At 64.8% G+C, this 16,543-nt stretch carries 14 protein-coding genes and 1 tRNA gene; 5 read left to right on the top strand and 10 right to left on the bottom strand.

Annotation, left to right across the window (positions count from 1 at the left end):
- Window positions 1-3: 3 nt before the first annotated feature.
- From CH294_RS03040 to CH294_RS03015, 6 genes are all read right to left on the bottom strand, one after another.
- Window positions 4-1,389, bottom strand: coding sequence for a DEAD/DEAH box helicase (locus CH294_RS03040; RefSeq protein WP_094736953.1), 1,386 nt, complete (start codon window positions 1,387-1,389; stop codon window positions 4-6).
- 222 nt (window positions 1,390-1,611) lie between these two features.
- Window positions 1,612-2,955, bottom strand: a complete 1,344-nt coding sequence (locus CH294_RS03035; protein WP_170944562.1) for an HNH endonuclease signature motif containing protein — start codon at window positions 2,953-2,955, stop codon at window positions 1,612-1,614.
- Between the two features lie 101 nt (window positions 2,956-3,056).
- A tRNA-Arg gene (locus tag CH294_RS03030) sits at window positions 3,057-3,132 on the bottom strand.
- A 395-nt stretch (window positions 3,133-3,527) separates the two neighbouring features.
- Window positions 3,528-5,999 carry an FtsX-like permease family protein gene (locus CH294_RS03025; protein ID WP_094736952.1) on the bottom strand — a complete coding sequence of 824 codons (2,472 nt, stop codon included), beginning with the start codon at window positions 5,997-5,999 and terminating at the stop codon, window positions 3,528-3,530.
- A complete protein-coding gene (locus CH294_RS03020) occupies window positions 5,996-6,697 on the bottom strand; it encodes an ABC transporter ATP-binding protein (RefSeq protein ID WP_094737004.1) in 702 nt (233 codons plus the stop codon). Before CH294_RS03020 ends, CH294_RS03025 begins: the two co-directional genes overlap by 4 nt.
- Before the next feature lie 87 nt (window positions 6,698-6,784).
- The gene (locus tag CH294_RS03015) at window positions 6,785-7,984 is read right to left on the bottom strand and encodes a helix-turn-helix domain-containing protein (protein WP_230592574.1); all 1,200 of its coding nucleotides are present in this window, start codon (window positions 7,982-7,984) and stop codon (window positions 6,785-6,787) included.
- Between the two features lie 361 nt (window positions 7,985-8,345).
- Here CH294_RS03015 and CH294_RS03010 point away from each other — a divergent pair, with 361 nt between their 5' ends.
- Together CH294_RS03010 and CH294_RS03005 are read left to right on the top strand one after the other, a co-directional pair.
- Window positions 8,346-9,251: an acyl-ACP desaturase gene (locus tag CH294_RS03010; protein WP_032404910.1), complete on the top strand. Its 906-nt coding sequence runs from the start codon at window positions 8,346-8,348 to the stop codon at window positions 9,249-9,251.
- Between the two features lie 98 nt (window positions 9,252-9,349).
- Entirely contained in the window at window positions 9,350-10,210 is an 861-nt protein-coding gene (locus CH294_RS03005; protein ID WP_032404355.1) for a universal stress protein, read from the top strand.
- Here the strand turns inward: CH294_RS03005 and CH294_RS03000 are convergent.
- The 3 genes from CH294_RS03000 to CH294_RS02990 are packed head-to-tail and all read right to left on the bottom strand — an operon-like array spanning window position 10,203 to window position 11,890.
- On the bottom strand, window positions 10,203-10,529 hold the full coding sequence (locus CH294_RS03000; protein WP_032377351.1) for a cupin domain-containing protein: 327 nt from the start codon (window positions 10,527-10,529) through the stop codon (window positions 10,203-10,205). The genes CH294_RS03005 and CH294_RS03000 overlap by 8 nt on opposite strands.
- A gap of 54 nt (window positions 10,530-10,583) precedes the next feature.
- Complete coding sequence (locus CH294_RS02995) at window positions 10,584-11,093, bottom strand: dihydrofolate reductase (protein WP_094736951.1); 510 nt, start codon at window positions 11,091-11,093, stop codon at window positions 10,584-10,586.
- Window positions 11,090-11,890 (bottom strand): thymidylate synthase, encoded by an 801-nt coding sequence (locus CH294_RS02990; protein ID WP_283164489.1) that lies wholly within the window; start codon window positions 11,888-11,890, stop codon window positions 11,090-11,092. Before CH294_RS02990 ends, CH294_RS02995 begins: the two co-directional genes overlap by 4 nt.
- A gap of 29 nt (window positions 11,891-11,919) precedes the next feature.
- Between CH294_RS02990 and CH294_RS02985 the strand changes: the two genes are divergently transcribed.
- Entirely contained in the window at window positions 11,920-12,786 is an 867-nt protein-coding gene (locus CH294_RS02985; RefSeq protein WP_094736950.1) for a DNA-formamidopyrimidine glycosylase family protein, read from the top strand.
- Here the strand turns inward: CH294_RS02985 and CH294_RS02980 are convergent.
- A complete protein-coding gene (locus tag CH294_RS02980) occupies window positions 12,779-14,323 on the bottom strand; it encodes a carboxylesterase/lipase family protein (RefSeq protein ID WP_094736949.1) in 1,545 nt (514 codons plus the stop codon). The two genes, CH294_RS02985 and CH294_RS02980, sit on opposite strands and share 8 nt — an antisense overlap.
- Before the next feature lie 74 nt (window positions 14,324-14,397).
- Between CH294_RS02980 and CH294_RS02975 the strand changes: the two genes are divergently transcribed.
- Both CH294_RS02975 and CH294_RS02970 read left to right on the top strand, forming a co-directional pair.
- Complete coding sequence (locus CH294_RS02975) at window positions 14,398-14,958, top strand: MOSC domain-containing protein (protein WP_094736948.1); 561 nt, start codon at window positions 14,398-14,400, stop codon at window positions 14,956-14,958.
- A 151-nt stretch (window positions 14,959-15,109) separates the two neighbouring features.
- Entirely contained in the window at window positions 15,110-16,501 is a 1,392-nt protein-coding gene (locus tag CH294_RS02970) for an SLC13 family permease (protein ID WP_094736947.1), read from the top strand.
- Window positions 16,502-16,543: the final 42 nt, after the last annotated feature.

Below are 16,543 nucleotides of genomic sequence, written 5' to 3'. Positions count from 1 at the left end.
AGATCAGCGGCTGCGCTGGCTCGTGGCCGGTCCTGCTGCACGACGGCTGTGGCCGCCGCCACCGCTACGCGGCTGACCGCCACCGCTACGGGGTTGTCCACCACTGCGCGGCTGACCACCCGAACGGGCCGGGCCGCCGCGTCGCGCGTTGTTGTTGCGCGGGCCTCCGGCGCGGGCCGGGGCCTGCTCGACTCGCGGTGCAGGCTCGACGTAGCGGGCCTGCTCGCCGACGAGGTTCGCCACTGCGGGCGAGTCGGCGGTGACGCGGATCGGGGTGACCTTGATGTCGGCCTTGCGCAGCAACACTGCGGTGTCCTTGCGCTGCTCTGGCAGGACGACGGTCACGACGTCGCCGGCGCTTCCGGCGCGTGCCGTGCGGCCGGAGCGGTGCAGGTACGCCTTGTGCTCGGCCGGGGGATCGACGTGGACGACCAGCTGAACGTCGTCTACGTGGACGCCGCGGGCTGCGACGTCGGTGGCGACGAGAACGCGGGCCTGGCCGGAGGAGAAGGCGGCGAGGTTGCGGTCGCGTGCGGCCTGCGAGAGGTTGCCGTGCAGGTCGACGGACGGGATTCCGGCGTCGGTGAGCTGCTTGGCCAGCTTGCGGGCCTGGTGCTTGGTGCGCATGAACAGGATGCGGCGCCCGGTACCCGAGGCGAGCTGATGGACGAGCTTCTTCTTGGCTTCGACGCCGTCGACCTCGAAGACGCTGTGGGTCATGGCCTCGACGTGTGAGGTGGCCTCGTCGACGGAGTGCGTGATCTGGTTGTGCAGGAAGCGCTTGACCAGCTTGTCGACGCCGTTGTCCAGGGTCGCAGAGAACAGCATGCGCTGGCCCTTGTCCGGGGTGGCGGCGAGGATGCGGGTGACGACGGGCAGGAAGCCCAGATCGGCCATGTGGTCGGCCTCGTCGAGGACGGTGATCTGAACGCCGTCGAGCGTGAGGTGGCGCTGCTTCATCAGGTCTTCGAGGCGGCCGGGGCAGGCGACGACGATGTCGACTCCACCCTTGAGCGCGGAGACCTGGCGAACCTGCGACACACCACCGAAGATCGTGGTGACCTTCAGCGAGTACGCGGAGGCGAGGGGCTCGATCGCGACGGCGATCTGGGTGGCGAGCTCACGCGTCGGCGCGAGAATCAGGCCACGCGGGCGGCCGGGCTTGCGGTTGCCGGGAAGCTGTCCGGCGAGGCGCGCGACCATCGGGATGGAGAATGCGAGTGTCTTTCCGCTGCCGGTCTTTCCGCGTCCGAGTACGTCGCGTCCCTGCAGTGTGTCGGGGAGCGTGTCGGCCTGGATGGGGAACGCCTCGGTCTTGCCCTGGCTCGCGAGTACATCCGCGATGGCCTGGGGTACGCCGAGTGCAGCAAAGGTTTGTGGGGTCGTCATAGTGATGAAAAGTGCCTTTCGGGCAGGGTGTTGCACCTGCGGGCCTTGGGCCGAGATGCAAGGTGGCGAGACTGCCGGTGGGCAGTTTCGATCGCCGTAAGAGAAGCCTGTGCAGGGTGCACATGGTGATTCGGGAGCATTCCACGACGTCTGACGTGCAGCTACGCGCGTCGTCACCGAGTGTAACCGAGTTGTGGCTCGGTCTCTTCCCGCGGCGACGCGTCATGCAGCGTCGTCGTCGAAGAGACCGGTGATCATCACGTTCTCGATCTGCGAGCTGTAGAGCTCGACCACCGGCATGGGCGGGGCACTCGAGTCATAGGTGTGCCCCGTGGGTGAGATGAGCCTGTAGCGATGTCGTGCGTTGCGTTTGTCTCGCAGCGCTTCGGCCGTCCAGCCTTCCCCTTCTTTCGCGTAATTGCATGCGGCACAAAGGCCTGCGCCGTTCTCGGCGCTGGTTTTGCCACCTGCGGTGTGTGGCCTGATGTGATCGTGGTGTCGGATCGGCGCGTCACACCATGGGGTGCGGCAGGTGCGATCTCGGAGATCGATGAGGCGTCCCAACGCAGTGGGAAAACCTCGCGATGTGGACTCCACAGCCGTCAGTGCTCCGGATTTCGGATGGGCGTAGAGACGGCGCAATGCGATGTGCGTCTCACTGTCGAGCGTGTCTCGAATGAGTTGCCGGGCGACGTCGGACGGAATGTCGCCGTAGCCGTGCAGATATGCGGACGTGTCACCACCGGCGAGGAGGGTCGAGTCCGAGAGGACGATGTCGACGGTCACCGGCGGACCTTGAGCCGCCGATGTGCCGGTGATTCGCTCGAACACCAGGTCGGCCATGATCTGGTCGCGGGTGCGTGTGTCGCCGCCCGCATTGATGATGGTGTCGGCATCTCGCCGCAGCGTGGCCCACATGCAGACTGTCTTCTCCATCGACGTCAACGCTGTGAAGAAGCCCATCGATTCGGGTGCCGGGCGGGTGCTGGTGCGCCGAGCTGCGTAGGCCTTGGCGCGTCGCTTGACCTGCGAGGCGGCGTCGAGCTCGTTGGCAATGGCGCGGGCGCGACCCTCTATGGTGCGGTCGCCGGCACCGGCCAGGGTGGCGGGGTCTGCGCACAGTCGCTCGTCGATGGTGCGGCGATCGTCGACGGTGAGACACGCGGTCTCGCGAGCGAGAATCATGACCCGCCATTCGTTGAGTTCGCCGGCTTTCAGGCGCGCGAGAGTGTGCGGCATTTCGTGCACCAGCGCGCGAGCGAGTCCCAGATGAGTGCCGCCACGGTTCGGTGATTCGCGTCGGGCAAGACCGATCTGTGACGCAATCCCGCTGCGCCACTGAGCTTTCGGCTTGCCGAGTTCTTTGCGCTCGGCGCTGATGGCTGTTGCGACGGCATCGGTCACCACGGCTTGTGTCGCCACGCTGACGCACTTGACGGTCTCGAGAGCGGAGATCAAATCGATGCCGGCTGCTGCGTCGACAGCGACATCGGACGCCTGAAGTCGCGCGACAAACCGCAACACTTCATCGGACGTCAGCGGCGAATCTTGTACAGCTGTGACCACGAGTTCCTCCCCAGTACTCGAATGCATGTTCGATAGTACGGAGGTTTTTGTGGTTCCGCAATAGATGCACGAAACTGGGGAGGGTCGCCAAACTTGCTGTGTGGTGCCCTCGGCAGGATTCGAACCTGCGACCTACCCTTTAGGAGAGGGTTGCTCTATCCCCTGAGCTACGAAGGCTGGTGACCGTTCTTTTGGTTCGAATCCATTGTCCAGCAACGGCTTTCGATCCAGCGAACAATCGGGTGCGGATGGGTTCGCTGTCGAGATGCTCAGCTGGCCCACATTGCGCTCGCTAGTCTAGCGGCCCACCCCGCAGATCGTGAAGCAGGTTGCCGCTGCTCGTGACGACACCGGTCAGTGACGCGATCAGGTTGAGCGCGGTGCGGTGCTGGTGAGCGGTGCAATCGGCAGTCGATTCGATACCGACGAAACACTGGATATCGCGGGCCGATCACCCTTCCTCCCACAAACGCGAGCGCCTTTGTCAGACGCGCGCAGGCTCGTCACACTATTCCGCTCGCATCTGACGAACGCGCGCGCGTTTGCGGATCCCGGAGGCCCCCGCCCACCACTCAATCCGCCGCAATGGCGTCCACGATGTTCAGTCGCGAGGCGTGCACGGCAGGGGGAGCGGAACCCAGCAGTGACAGGCCGAGGGCGACGAGTCCGTACAGCAGCACCGACCACCCGGCGGTGTAGGCAACCGGGATTCCGATGCTGGCGCCGAGGATCAAGGTGCTCAGATACTGCAGACCGGCGCCGATGATCAGGCCGAGCACACCGCCCACGATGCCGACCGACAGTGCCTCCGCCAACACCATTCGCGCCAAGGTTCCCCGTCCACCGCCCATGGCACGTAGTACGCCGAGTTCACGTCGACGCTCCAGAACCGACAGCGTCAACGTGTTGAGCAACGCGACCGCAGCCACGAGTGCGACGATCCATTGCAGCGCGATGGCCAGTGCACCGGACTGTCTGATGGCCGCGCTGGTGCCCTCGAGTGCGGCAGCGCCGGTGTACACGAAGGTCTCGGGCGGAAGTGTCGAACGCAACGAATCCTGCACGGCGTCAACGTCTCCGTCGACGCTGATCTCGAGGTAGGTCGCACCGGGACGGTCGTACCAGCGCTGCATCGAGTCCAACGAGATCGCCATTGTGCCGCCTGCGGCATTGATGTAGTCCACCAGATCCAGCACCCGCACGTTCTGCACACCGGTCGGCGTCGGGAGGTCGATGTAGTCGCCCACCGACACACCCAACGTTCTGCCGAACCCCTGGGACAGCACCACACCGTCACCGGCGAGCACCTGGGAACGCACGTCGTCGGTGAGCGACGCGAGTGTCACCGCATTGCTGCCGTCGGCGACGCCCTGGATGGACACCAGTTCGTCGTCGATCGTGGCGTATGCCCACTGCCCCTCGACGATGCGAGACACACCGGGAGTCGCTGCGACGGCTTCTTCCACCTCGGCGGGAACGATGGGGCCCGACGGTATGGCGTCGGGGGAGCTCATCGACACGTACAGGTCGGTGTTCGCCAACGAAGACAGCGATTCGGCCGCCGAGTCGGTCATGTTGGTCAACGAACCCGACACTCCGACACTGACTCCCACCGCAATCACGATCGTCATCACCGTTGCCCAGATCCGCCGCGGGGCCCGTTCGATGGTGGCGGTGGCCAGTCGGCCTGCACCACCCCAGCGGCGAGGGACGGCCGCTGTGGCGGACACGATCGGACCCGTCGCCCCGACGCACAGCGCGACGACGCCGAACATGAACAGTGCACCGGCACCGAGGGTCAGTTGCCCGTCGACGCTGACGGCGAACACGAACGATCCGGCAATGGCGACGAGGCCGAACGCGGTAGCAGCAGCAACGAATCGACGGCGCGGTCCGCCTGCGGTTTCCCCGCCGCCGACGGCGAGTGCTTCGATCGGCGAGATGCGATACACCTGTACCGCGGCGACGGCCGAGGCACCGACACAGGCCAGGACGCACGCCGCAATCGCCACGGGAATTGCAAAACCGGGCAACACGTACTCGATCCGTGCGTCGAATGCCTGCGACAGGAACGGTGGAAGGCTCTCGATGGCGATGCGGCCCATCGCGATTCCCAGTGGAACACCGACGGCACCGCCGACCAGGCCCACCAGAACGGACTCGAACAACAGGTCGCGGACGATATCGCCGCGGCGACCGCCGACAGCCCGGAGCAGAGAGATCGTGGGTCGACGCTTCGCGATGGCCATGTTCATGACGTTGAAGACGAGGAACGCCGCGACGACGAATGCAATCAGCGAGACCATCAGCGTGGCATTGCGCGTCAGGCTCATCGCCTGGTTCGCGCGGTCGGCCCGAAAGTCCGGATTCATCACCGACACTCGGCCGGCGAGCGCGGCGTCGAGGTCGGGACGCAGACTGTCGCCGCTGCCCAGGACGAAGATCGAGTCGAGCTCACCCGGTCGGTCGGTCAGTGCCTGCGCAGCGGGAAGGAGCGCGACCGCGAACATGCCTCCACCGATGCGCTGTGTACCCGGGCCGTCGACCACACCGACCACCGCCGTCGGAACGTCGTCGATGGTGACGGTGTCTCCCTGTTTCAGACCCGTTGCGGCACCGACCAATACACCGGAAGGATCGGACAACAGCCCGGCCGCGTTGCCGACTGCGCCCTGCAGATCCGACTGCAGTGCCGTGATGGACGCGTCGACACCGAGAACCGTCAGATCGCCGACATCGGACCGAACGGTGCTGCGCAGCAGGGGAACCGCGGTGTCGACGCCGGGAACGTAGCGCACCACGTCGAGTTCGCTCTGGTCGAAGCCCGAGTCGGTGACGCCGACGACTTCGTAACTCGCGTTGCCTGCGATCGTCACCGCGAGACGTTCGACCGATCCGGTCAACGACCCGTACGTGTCGAGCACAGCGATGAGCAACCCGGCTGCAACGGCGACGACTCCGGCCGAGACGAGCGAACGCACCCAGTGCGTGCGGAGGTCGCGAAGGCTGATGACTCGAAATCTGCTGAGCGCGGTCCCGATCACCGATCGAGACCGGCCGTCGGTGTGTCGGACTCGACGCGACCGTCGATCATGCTGACGATGCGGTCGGTGGAGCGCGCGGCCTCGAGATCGTGGGTCGCCATCACCACTGCTCGACGCCCCTCGCTGGCGTGTGCCACGTCCGCCAGAATCTCGAGGATGTTGTGGGAGGTCTTCGAGTCGAGATTTCCGGTGGGTTCGTCGGCGATCAACAGTGCCGGATTCATCATCAATGCTCGGGCGATCGCGATGCGTTGGATCTGGCCGCCCGACAGCTGAGCCGGCCGGTGCTCGGATCGATTCGAGAGCCCGACCATCTCGAGCAGTCGCATCGCGTCGGCCTTGGCCTTCTTGATGGGTGTGCCGTCCAACAACTTGGGGACGGCGACGTTCTCCCACGCGGACATCGTCGGCAACAGGTTGGAGAACTGAAAGACGAAGCCCACCTGGTGGCGTCGGAAATCGGATTGCGCGTTGTCGTCGAGGGTGGTGACTTCGACGTCGTCGAACCGGATGGAACCCGACGTCGGGGTGTCGAGTGCGCCGAGCATGTGCAGCAGCGTCGACTTGCCGGCACCGGACGGTGCGACGAGCGAGACGAACTGGCCGCCCTCGATCGTGAGATCGATGCCGTCCAACGCCCGCACCGGTTGCTCTCCGGTGGGGTACTCCTTGACCACCCCGGACAACTCCAGCATCAACTTCGCCACGGACGAATCCCCTTGCTTCTCGAATGTATCTTCGACGCTACCTGCCGTCGGATCGAGAAACCGGTCGGAACTCTCAGATCAGGCTGCGCCGCGCGAGGATTCGAGTCGGCGGGCCACCAGCGCGGCCTGCAGGTGTCGGATTCCGGACGGACGCGTGGGGTCGAAGCCGGTGAGCTGAGCGATCCGCTTGAGGCGGTAGTCCACGGTGTTGGTGTGCAGATGGAGCTGGCGGGCAGATCGCTGCCGGTTCAGATCGTGCGAGATGTGGATCTCGAGGGTCTCGAGCAACTCGGGTGACGAATCGAGCGGCTCGAGGATCTGAGTCAGGTGGCGACGGCCGGGGCCCGGACGCGTCAGCTGGTACTCCAGCACGAGGTCGTCCATGCGGTACAGGCCGGACGGGCGGTGCAGTTGATGGGCCAGGGACAGTAGTTCGTGTACCTGATCGGCTGCGGTGGGGATGTCCGCGGTGGCGGCTTGCTCGGCCGTGACGGTGACGGGCACCTCGGCGGCGGTACCGATGCGATGCACCAGAGCCTCGACCCACTCGTCGTCGTGCACACCGGGGATGAGGACGGTGCCGCCCTCGGTGCTCAGCAGGGACAGGGGAGTGCGGCCGCAGATCGTGGCCAGTTCGGCCTGCACACGACGCAGCTTTCTGCGAGCGGCGACCGTCTTCTGGATGTTGGGGTCGTTCTCGTCCGGGTGCGGCGGCACCGAAATGGCGAGCACGAGGTAACTGTCGGCGAGTTCGATGCCGGACTGACGTGCCATCGACACCGCGTTGTGGCCGCTGAGAAGTGAGGTGACCAGAGTGTGCGCTGCAGTGTGGTGTTCGCTGGCCACTGCTTGCAGTTCTTCGACGTAGCTCTTGCTGGCGGCGATGGATACCTTCTCCGACAGCAGCACGAACATGCGCGCGGCCTCGATCAGCTGTGCGGCATCGCCCTCGCCTGCCCGCTTCGACACCAGGTTCCAACCGATCTGGATGCCCTCGTGGTAGACGCTGAGCACGGATTCGAGCGGAACACCTTCGCGAGCCCACTGGCTGGCCTTGGCGCGGAGCTCGGCCAGGTCGGACTCGGCCGGAGCGCGGCGTTCGTCGAGCATCTGGACGGCGATGCTGATGCATTTGACGGTGAATTCGGTGACGTCGCCGTGGAGCTGTTCGCCCGGCAACGACCCACAGGGAGTGTTGGCTGCGAAATGCCCTACCAGGAGCCGCGCCACCGCGCGGAAGTCGCGAAGAGGAGCCGACGCAGGCTGACCCGCGACCATGATTCCGAGGCTAGTCGAGTTGTGAACGGTCACAGATCAACCCTTCGTGTTGGATTCTTCAGGTCATTCGGACTGCAAACTTACTCACGCGTATCAACGCGCTTCCATGGCTCAATCTATGCAACCGAGCGTAAAACCGCGGTGTTTTCGTACTTCAAGTTTGTTTCCTGGCCTCTAACAGGATCGATCATAGGTTGTTATCAACGTGTGATCCAGGTTTTCGGCAAAACTCGTTGTGATCTATCTCGAGCGAGTGGCGCGGACGGCTGCGACTTGCCCTAAACAATCGCGAAGCCGTTCACGGGGTGTGCAGCGCACATCTACCTTGATCTCGTTGGGAGTGGGCGACGAAGGGACGAGCATGCACAGTGATATCGGTCAGTTCACTGTTCTCCGGGAGTTGCGCCCGACCATCGAGGAGAATCTCGCCCGTCACCGCGCCGAGTCCGTTCAGTGGGAACCGGCCGACTTCGTCCGTGCCGAGATGTACTGGGGATCGCGTCCCTCGACGCTGACCGAAACTGCGAAAGCCGCGCTGGTGACGAATCTTCTGGTAGAGCAGAACATTCCGCTCTACCGCCGGGATGCGGTGGCAACCGAGGTCGGTGCCTGGCCGTCCTGGCTCACCGACTGGAGCAACGAACGACGTCGGCATGCCGCGGCCGTCACCGATTACCTGGTCGCCACCCGCAGCGTCGATCCGGTCGCCCTCGGACGAGCGCGAGCGCAATGTATGGCAGTGGGATTCGACTCCCCGATGAACGGCGCACACCTGCTCCGGTCACTCGTTCAGGTGGCCCTGGACGAGTCGGTCTCGAGCATCAGTCATCGCAACACCGCAGATCAGTGCCATGATCCGGTAGCAGATCGTCTCCTCGGGCGCATCGTCGCAGATCAGGAACTGCACGTCCGATTCTTCGAGAACCTGGTTTCGGCAGCGCTCGCCGTGGCACCCGGCCTGACGGTCACCGCCATCACCGAGGTCGTCATGAACTTCCAGCTACCGGGTACCAACCTGCCGGGTTTCGCCCGCAGTGCGATGCTCATCGCGCGCGACGGTATCTACGACCTCGCTCGCCATCTCGACGAGGTGCTGCGGCCCATGTTGGCCCAGTGGCGCATCTTCGAGCGGACAGATCTCGGTGCCGGAGCGCGCAAACGCGATCAACTGGCGGACTACTTGGACCATCTCGATGCCCAGGCCGCCACCATCGAGCGCAGCTCCATGCGAACGCAGGAGTACGCAAACGCATTGCGCGCCAGCTGAGACCACTTACCTCGGCGGGGTCCATCGACTAACCTGAACTCCTACTCTTCTTCACGCTCCACACCTCGTGTTCGGGGCAACGACCGGAGGCCCCCATCGTGACAGGCTCTCGACCGATCATCGTCGGAATAGACGGATCCGCCGCGGCGGACAAGGCGGTGATATGGGCGGCCCTCTGCGCGCACCGACGCGATCGGCGGTTGCACATCGTCACTGCCGTCGACATGCCGGGAGTAGTCGACCTGAGCGAATTTGCCGGAGAAGCAACGGAATTCGTTGCGACAGCCAAGTCCAGGTTGGTGGCGGCCGAGACTCTGGCCGCGCTGGTCGTCGATGATCCCGCGTTCGAGGTGACGTCGAGTGCCATCGAGGGCGGTGTCATGGACGTTCTCATCGGCGTCTCGGCGCAGGCCGAGATTCTGGTGATCGGTGCCAGCGAAACCGGCGCTGTCACATTGTCTTTGGCGGCTCACAGCGTCTCGCCGGTGGCCGTGGTGCGGGGTCGTGACATCGACGGTCGCCCGGTTGCCGAGGGCCCGGTCGTCGTGGGCATCGATGGGTCGGACGTCAATCAGGCTGCCGTCGAGTGGGCGTTCGCCGAAGCGTCGGCGCGTGCGGCCGTGTTGATCGCGGTACACGTGTGGTCCGATGTGGATCTGACGCAATCGTTCGGACGCGCGCCCAAGGATTGGCACGCCATCGCGGACGGCGAAGAGGCGCTACTGGCCGAGAGTCTCGCCGGGTGGCAGGAGCGGTTTCCCGAGGTCGAGGTGCAGCGCATCGTGGCTCAGGACCGACCGGTACGAGTTCTCAGTGGCCTGTCCGAAACCGCGGCATTGATAGTGGTGGGCAACCGGGGACGCGGCGGATTCGGTGGAATGCTGCTGGGGTCCACGAGTTTCGCACTCGTCAACACCGCGGACTGCCCCGTGCTCGTAGTGAGAAAAGCGCTCACATAGCGACGGTCAGCAAAAAGCTCACGTCTTCGATGGCCTCGACGCTGTGGCGGGCGTCGGGGATGACGAGCAAGTCGCCGGTCGAGCCCTTCCACGATCGCTCGCCGCTGATCAGCTCGAGCTTTCCGCTCAGGACCAGGACGGTGGATTCGCCGGACAGATCGTGTTCGGCCAACTTGTTCCCGGCGGCCAGGGCCACGACGGTCTGCCTCAGGTGGCGTCGATGACCGCCGTAGACCGTCTGCGAACTGCGGCCACTCGACGCGCCGACGGCAAGCTTGAGTTGTTGACGGGCAAGGGCGGTGAGTGACTTCTTGTCCATGATCGTCAGTATGACGCACTGCCCGCAGTCACGACGGGGGAATCCTGAACGCGCTCAGGAAGGTTGGGTAGCCTTTCCGTACTCCACGAAGCGAAACCGAGTCTCGTTCACTCGGCTGCTCTGCCACTCGCCGGCCTTCGCGATCCAGCCCTCCGGAATTTCGGGAGCACTGGTATCGCCGTCGACGTCGAGATCGACTTCGGTGACTTCGAGGTGGGTCGCGATACTCATTGCACTGCGATAGATTTCGCCGCCGCCGATGATCCAGACCGGGTTTTCGCCCACCCTGGCCACGGCGTCGGCGACGCTCGATGCGTTCTCGGCACCGTCTTCGGACCACGAGGAGTTGCGGGTGACCACGATGTTGCGACGCCCCGGCAGCGGACGGAACTTCGCGGGCAGTGAGTCCCAGGTCTTGCGGCCCATGATCACCGCATGCTCGGCCGTCGTGGCTTTGAAGTGCGCCATGTCCTCGGGAACGCGCCAGGGGATGCCACCCCCGTCACCGATGGTTCCGGCCCGGCTCTGAGCCCAGATCAGACCGACGAATCGTTCGGCACTCACACCGCGACCGGGGCCTTGATCGCCGGGTGGTGCCGGTAGTCCACTATCTCGATGTCCTCGAAGGTGTAGTCGAAGATCGAATCCCGTTGTGCCAGTTTCAGAGTGGGGTACGGATATGCCTCTCGGGAGAGCTGTTCGGCAACCTGCTCGCGGTGGTTGTCGTAGATGTGGCAATCGCCGCCGGTCCACACGAAATCGCCCACCTCGAGCCCGGTCTGCGCCGCCACCATGTGCGTGAGCAGCGCGTAGCTGGCGATGTTGAACGGCACACCGAGGAACATGTCTGCGCTGCGCTGGTACAGCTGGCACGAGAGCTTGCCGTCGGCCACGTAGAACTGGAAGAACGCGTGGCAGGGCGGCAGTGCCATCTGCGGGATCTCGCCGACGTTCCAGGCCGAGACGATCATCCGACGCGAATCCGGATTCGTCTTCAGAGTCTCGATGACCTGGCTGATCTGGTCGATGTGCTCGCCGGACGGGGTGGGCCACGACCGCCATTGCACTCCATAGACCGGGCCGAGCTCGCCGTCCGGAGCTGCCCACTCGTCCCAGATGCTCACGCCGCGCTCCTGTAGCCACGTGGCGTTGGAATCGCCCCGCAGGAACCACAGCAACTCGTACACGATCGACTTCAGATGGACCTTCTTGGTGGTGATCAACGGGAAGCCCGCAGCCAGATCGAATCGCATCTGATGCCCGAACACGCTGGTGGTGCCGGTCCCGGTTCGGTCGGACTTCGCCGTCCCGGTGCCCTGGATGTGGCGCAGCAGATCTTCGTACGGAGTCGGAACCATCACGACGGTCATCGTAGCTGCATACTGGACACATGCCGGAATTACCCGAGGTGGAAGCCCTTGCCGGCTTTCTGCGCGAGCATGCCGTCGGTGCTGTGATCGGACGCATCGACATCGCCGCACTCAGTGTTCTCAAGACGTTCGATCCGCCGCTCACCGAGCTGCAGGGCAAGGACGTCACCGATGCTGCCCGTTTCGGCAAGCACCTGGCACTGCGCGCGGGTGACCTGTGGTTGATCACGCACCTTTCGCGCGGCGGGTGGCTGCGGTGGGTGGACAATCCCAGCGCCGCGCCGCCCAAGCCCGGCAAGGGCCCGTTGGCGCTGCGCATCCATTTCTTCACCCCCGAAGGAGCCACGCCTGCCATCGACCTGACCGAAGCCGGTACCAAGAAGCGACTGGCGGTCTGGGTCGTCCGTGATCCTCAGCAGGTCGCGAGCATCACGCGCCTCGGGCCCGATGCGCTGACGGTCACCGAGCTCGAGTTCGCCGAGATTCTCGGAAGTACCACTGCGCGACTGAAGACCTCGTTGGTGGACCAGTCCTTGTTGGCCGGCATCGGCAATGCCTACTCGGACGAGATATTGCACGTCGCGAAGCTCTCGCCGTTCGCGTCGTCGAGCAAGCTCGATCCCGAATCCGTCGCGACGCTCTACGCGGCGATGCGCTCGGTGCTGTCCGACGCGGTGGCGCGCTCGGCCGGACAGGACGCGGCGCGTCTGAAGGGGGAGAAGCGATCGGGCATGCGGGTGCATGCCAGGACCGGACTGCCGTGTCCGGTGTGCGGCGACCCGGTACGCGAAGTCGCGTACGTCGATCGATCGTTTCAGTACTGCGCCACGTGTCAGACGGCCGGCAAGATCCTCGCCGACCGCCGCATGTCCCGTCTGCTCAAGTAACGGGTTCGAGCTTCTGGCTGTCGTAGCCGCGGTAGCCGGCCCACGCCTTGCGCCGGTCGCTCCGCGGATCCTTCTGTACCCGGGTGCGGGTGTCGAAGATCAACGTCTTGCGCTCGGCCTCGTCGTACTCCGGCCACGAGTCCAGCGGTTTGCCGTTGGTGGCGAACGCAATCCACTGCGACTGCACCTGCTCGGTGACGTCGGAAAAGGCCTTTCGTCCGCCGGCGAGCGTCAGCGCCTTGCCGAACAGCGTCTTGCTGATGCCGAACACGGCGAACAACTCGAACCCGTGGGTGGCGTCGAGGCCCAGTACCTTCATGGACCGCGGCGCGAAGTCGAACCGGTAGAAGTACGTCGATGCGTGACGCGAATGCCCCTCGGCCACTTCCAGTGACGGCTTCCAGAAGGTGAAATCGCCACCGAAGTCGATGGCTGAGCGCTCGTTCGGGTAGCCCCGGTAGCCTGAAGTGACAACGGCTTCGGCGTCGGGGTCGGTGAGCGAGAACAGTTTCGTGATGCGCTCGGGGTTGGTGGGCAACGCGTCGAGGAACTTCGGAAACAGTGTTCCCTCACGCGCATTGGTGCCGATGATCAGTGCAACGCGGTGCGCGGTGCCGTTCGCGTAGGCCTCGATCGGGCTGACCGGCAGGAAGTCACCGTCGATGACCGGGCCGAACGGGAGTAGGCCCGGAGTGCGGTGCAACGTGGTGAGACCGAGTTTGGTGCCCGCCCGCCCGAGCCGCAGTACCTCGGCGTTCTCCAGCGTCTCGGCAGCGTTGTCGACCGTGCCGCCGAGGTAGCCGACGAATTCGCGGGCCCACTGATCGGCGCGTTCCTTGGTGGTCGTCATGCCCGGGGCGGAGCTCTCGGAAATGGCCTGAGCAAAAAGGCCTTTCGCAGCGGGAACCGCCAGCAGCGTGGTGACGGCGTTTCCGCCCGCGGACTCGCCGAAGACGGTGACGTTGTTCGGATCGCCGCCGAACTCGGCGATGTTGCGCTGTACCCATTCCAGGGCCGCAACTTGATCCCGTAAGCCGAGGTTGGAGTCGAACGGCCGCTCGGGAGTGGAGAACTGGGACATGTCGAGGTAGCCCAGAGCGCCGAGTCGGTAGTTGACCGAGACGTAGATGATGCCGTCGCCGTCCTTCAGCGAGCGGCGCACCAGAGAGCCGCCGCCGTACAGCGGGGTGGCCGACGTACCGAGTGTGTACGCGCCGCCGTGGATGAACACCATGACCGGACGCGGATTCTCGCTCGGTGCGTTCGGTGCCAGCACGTTGAGCGTCAGGCAGTCCTCGCTCGACGGCTGATACTTGCCGATCGCGAGCATCGTGCCGCGCTTGTGCTGAATCGAGGCGTTGCCCCACTCGGTGGCGTCGCGCACGCCCTCCCACGGCTCGGTGGGTTGCGGCGCTCGAAATCGAAGCGGGCCGACGGGCGGGGCGGCGTAGGGAATGCCTCGCCAGGTGGTGAGGTCACCGACGGGCTTGCCCTCGATGATGCCGTCGGAGGTGGTCACGCGTGTCGTCACAGCCATGTCGCGAGTGTACTGACCGGTCCTTACTCCCGGGTAAGAACCGGCGGGGTTGGGTACCGGGCAGACTCGAATACATGTCTTTCGAATATCGCGCCGAAATCGTGCAGCTGCTGCGAGCGCCGACGCACGCGTACTTCGGGAGATCCAAGGACGGCCCGGCCGAGGTACCGACCGATCTGCCGTCCAGTGTCGAGATCGTGGCCCACAAGGGCATCCGCGGCGATCGCTTCTTCGGCGTGAAGGCGCACACGGAGGCCGCGGTGAGCCTCCTGGCTGTCGAGGCCTGGGAGGCGCTGGGAGATGTGCTCGGTGTCGAGGTACCCGATCCGGCCGTGGCCAGGCGCAACCTCGTGGTTCGCGGGCTCGAACTCGACCCGCTGCGAGGGGAGGAGTTTCAGCTGAACTCCGGCGACGGCTGGATCACGTTCCGCGGCGGCAGGCCGGCTCACCCGTGCGCGTGGATGGACCGCATGGTGGCCGACGGTGCGCGCAAGGCGCTGATCGGTCGTGGCGGGCTCCGTGTCGAACCGCTGTCCGACGGCATTCTGCGGGTCGGAGAGTTGGCGGTGCGCTCCCCGGTCGAGCTGGATGCGGCACGTGCAGCACTGTCGGTCAGGCGCGCGCAGCCGATCTGACCTCCTCGTCGTTGCGCCTCCGGCGTCGAAGGCAACCCACCTGCTTGCTCACGAAGCAAATCTGTGCCCATAATATGAGTATTGGTGTGACGGATCACACCGAACCGCGCGCCATGGCGTGGGTCACTGAATCCAGCGGGAAGAATTGCCGATGTCCGATATGTGGATCGTGATCAACACCGTCGTTGCCGTGCTGGCGGTGGTGGTCTTCATCGTTCGTTTTCACTTCAACCCGGTGATCTCGCTCGTACTCGGGGCTGCGTACCTGGGTCTGGCGACGAAGCTCGGAGTCGGGGCCACCGTCGACACGATCACGGGCGGCTTCGGCGAGATCATGGCCGAGGTGGGGCTGCTCATCGCGTTCGGTGTGCTGATGGGGTCGGTGCTGCAGGAGATGAGCGCCATCCAGCGTCTCGTCGGCACCCTGCTGAAAACGTTCGGGCCCAAACGGCTCCCGTATGCGCTGTCGCCGACCATCGCGACCGTGTTGCAGTCCATCTTCCTCGACGTGCTGTTGGTGATCTCCGCTCCGCTCGCTCGCAACCTCGCCCCCAAGATCGGCAAATACGGAACAGCGAGAATGGCCACGGCACTGGCCATCTCGCTCGAGTGCGGAATCGTGTTCATGGTCCCTGGTGTCGCGACGCTCGCGCTGGCCGGCCTGCTCGGCGTGCCGCTGGGCAAGATGATGATCTACGGACTGATCCTGATCGTTCCGGTCGTCGTGCTGTCGGTGGCCATCATGTCGTTCGTGTTCCGGCACGGTTGGTGGAACGAGGAGAAGGACGAGCAGCAGATCGTCGTAGTCCCAGAGCCTGTGGTTCCTGAGCCTGTCGATTCCGACGACGAGCCCCTCGAAACCGGAGGTGGCGTGGCGCAGAAGGTGCGTACCGAGAAGCAGACGTCGCTGCTGGTGTTGCTCTCGCCGCTGCTGCTCGCGCTCGTCCTCATCGCCATCGGTGCCGTACTCGAAGTGGCCGAAATATCGGTTCCGGTGGTCGAATTCATCGCCAGCCCGGTCATCGCGTTGCTCATCGGCTTGGTCGGGACGTGTCTCATCGGCCGCTACCACGTCGGTCAGGCACGAGTGGAGAAAGCACTGGCTCGTGGTTTCGCCGAGAGCGGGCAAATTCTGATCCTCACCGGTGTCGGTGGTTCGCTCGCGGCCGTCATCAACGAGGCGGGTCTCGGCGACATCCTCGGCCAGTACTTCACGGCCAGCACCGCGGCTCCGCTGTTGATGGTGTGGGTCATCGCTGCCGCGTTGCACATCGTCGTCGGATCGGTGACGATCTCCGCCATTACCTCGGCCGGAATCCTCGCCCCGGTCGCTCCGCTCATCGGCCTCGACCCGGTGTTCATCGCGTTGGCCGCGGGCGCGGGGTCGCTGTTCGCCGTGCACGTCACCAGCAACACCTTCTGGCTGCTGCAGTCCTTGATGGGCCAGTCGACCAGGGGCACACTCAAGACGTGCTCGGTGGGCGTCTCGCTGGCCTCGGTCATCGCCATCGTGTTGATCGTGCCGATGAGCTGGATCCTGTGAGCCCTGATTCTGTGAGCCCTGATTCTGGGAGTATCGAAAGGA

Source organism: Rhodococcus sp. 14-2483-1-1 (assembly GCF_002259335.1).
Taxonomy (GTDB): Bacteria; Actinomycetota; Actinomycetes; order Mycobacteriales; family Mycobacteriaceae; genus Rhodococcoides.
The sequence above is the reverse complement of the archived record's forward strand: the minus strand, read 5'-3'. Positions and strand labels throughout refer to the sequence as shown.

Coding starts and splice junctions, on each gene's coding strand:
- CH294_RS03040 (WP_094736953.1), bottom strand. CDS start 1,389: ATGACGACCCCACAAACCTTTGCTGCACTCGGCGTACCCCAGGCCATC.
- CH294_RS03015 (WP_230592574.1), bottom strand. CDS start 7,984: ATGGTCGCGGGTCAGCCTGCGTCGGCTCCTCTTCGCGACTTCCGCGCG.
- CH294_RS03010 (WP_032404910.1), top strand. CDS start 8,346: ATGCACAGTGATATCGGTCAGTTCACTGTTCTCCGGGAGTTGCGCCCG.
- CH294_RS03000 (WP_032377351.1), bottom strand. CDS start 10,529: ATGGACAAGAAGTCACTCACCGCCCTTGCCCGTCAACAACTCAAGCTT.
- CH294_RS02985 (WP_094736950.1), top strand. CDS start 11,920: ATGCCGGAATTACCCGAGGTGGAAGCCCTTGCCGGCTTTCTGCGCGAG.
- CH294_RS02980 (WP_094736949.1), bottom strand. CDS start 14,323: ATGGCTGTGACGACACGCGTGACCACCTCCGACGGCATCATCGAGGGC.
- CH294_RS02975 (WP_094736948.1), top strand. CDS start 14,398: ATGTCTTTCGAATATCGCGCCGAAATCGTGCAGCTGCTGCGAGCGCCG.
- CH294_RS02970 (WP_094736947.1), top strand. CDS start 15,110: ATGTCCGATATGTGGATCGTGATCAACACCGTCGTTGCCGTGCTGGCG.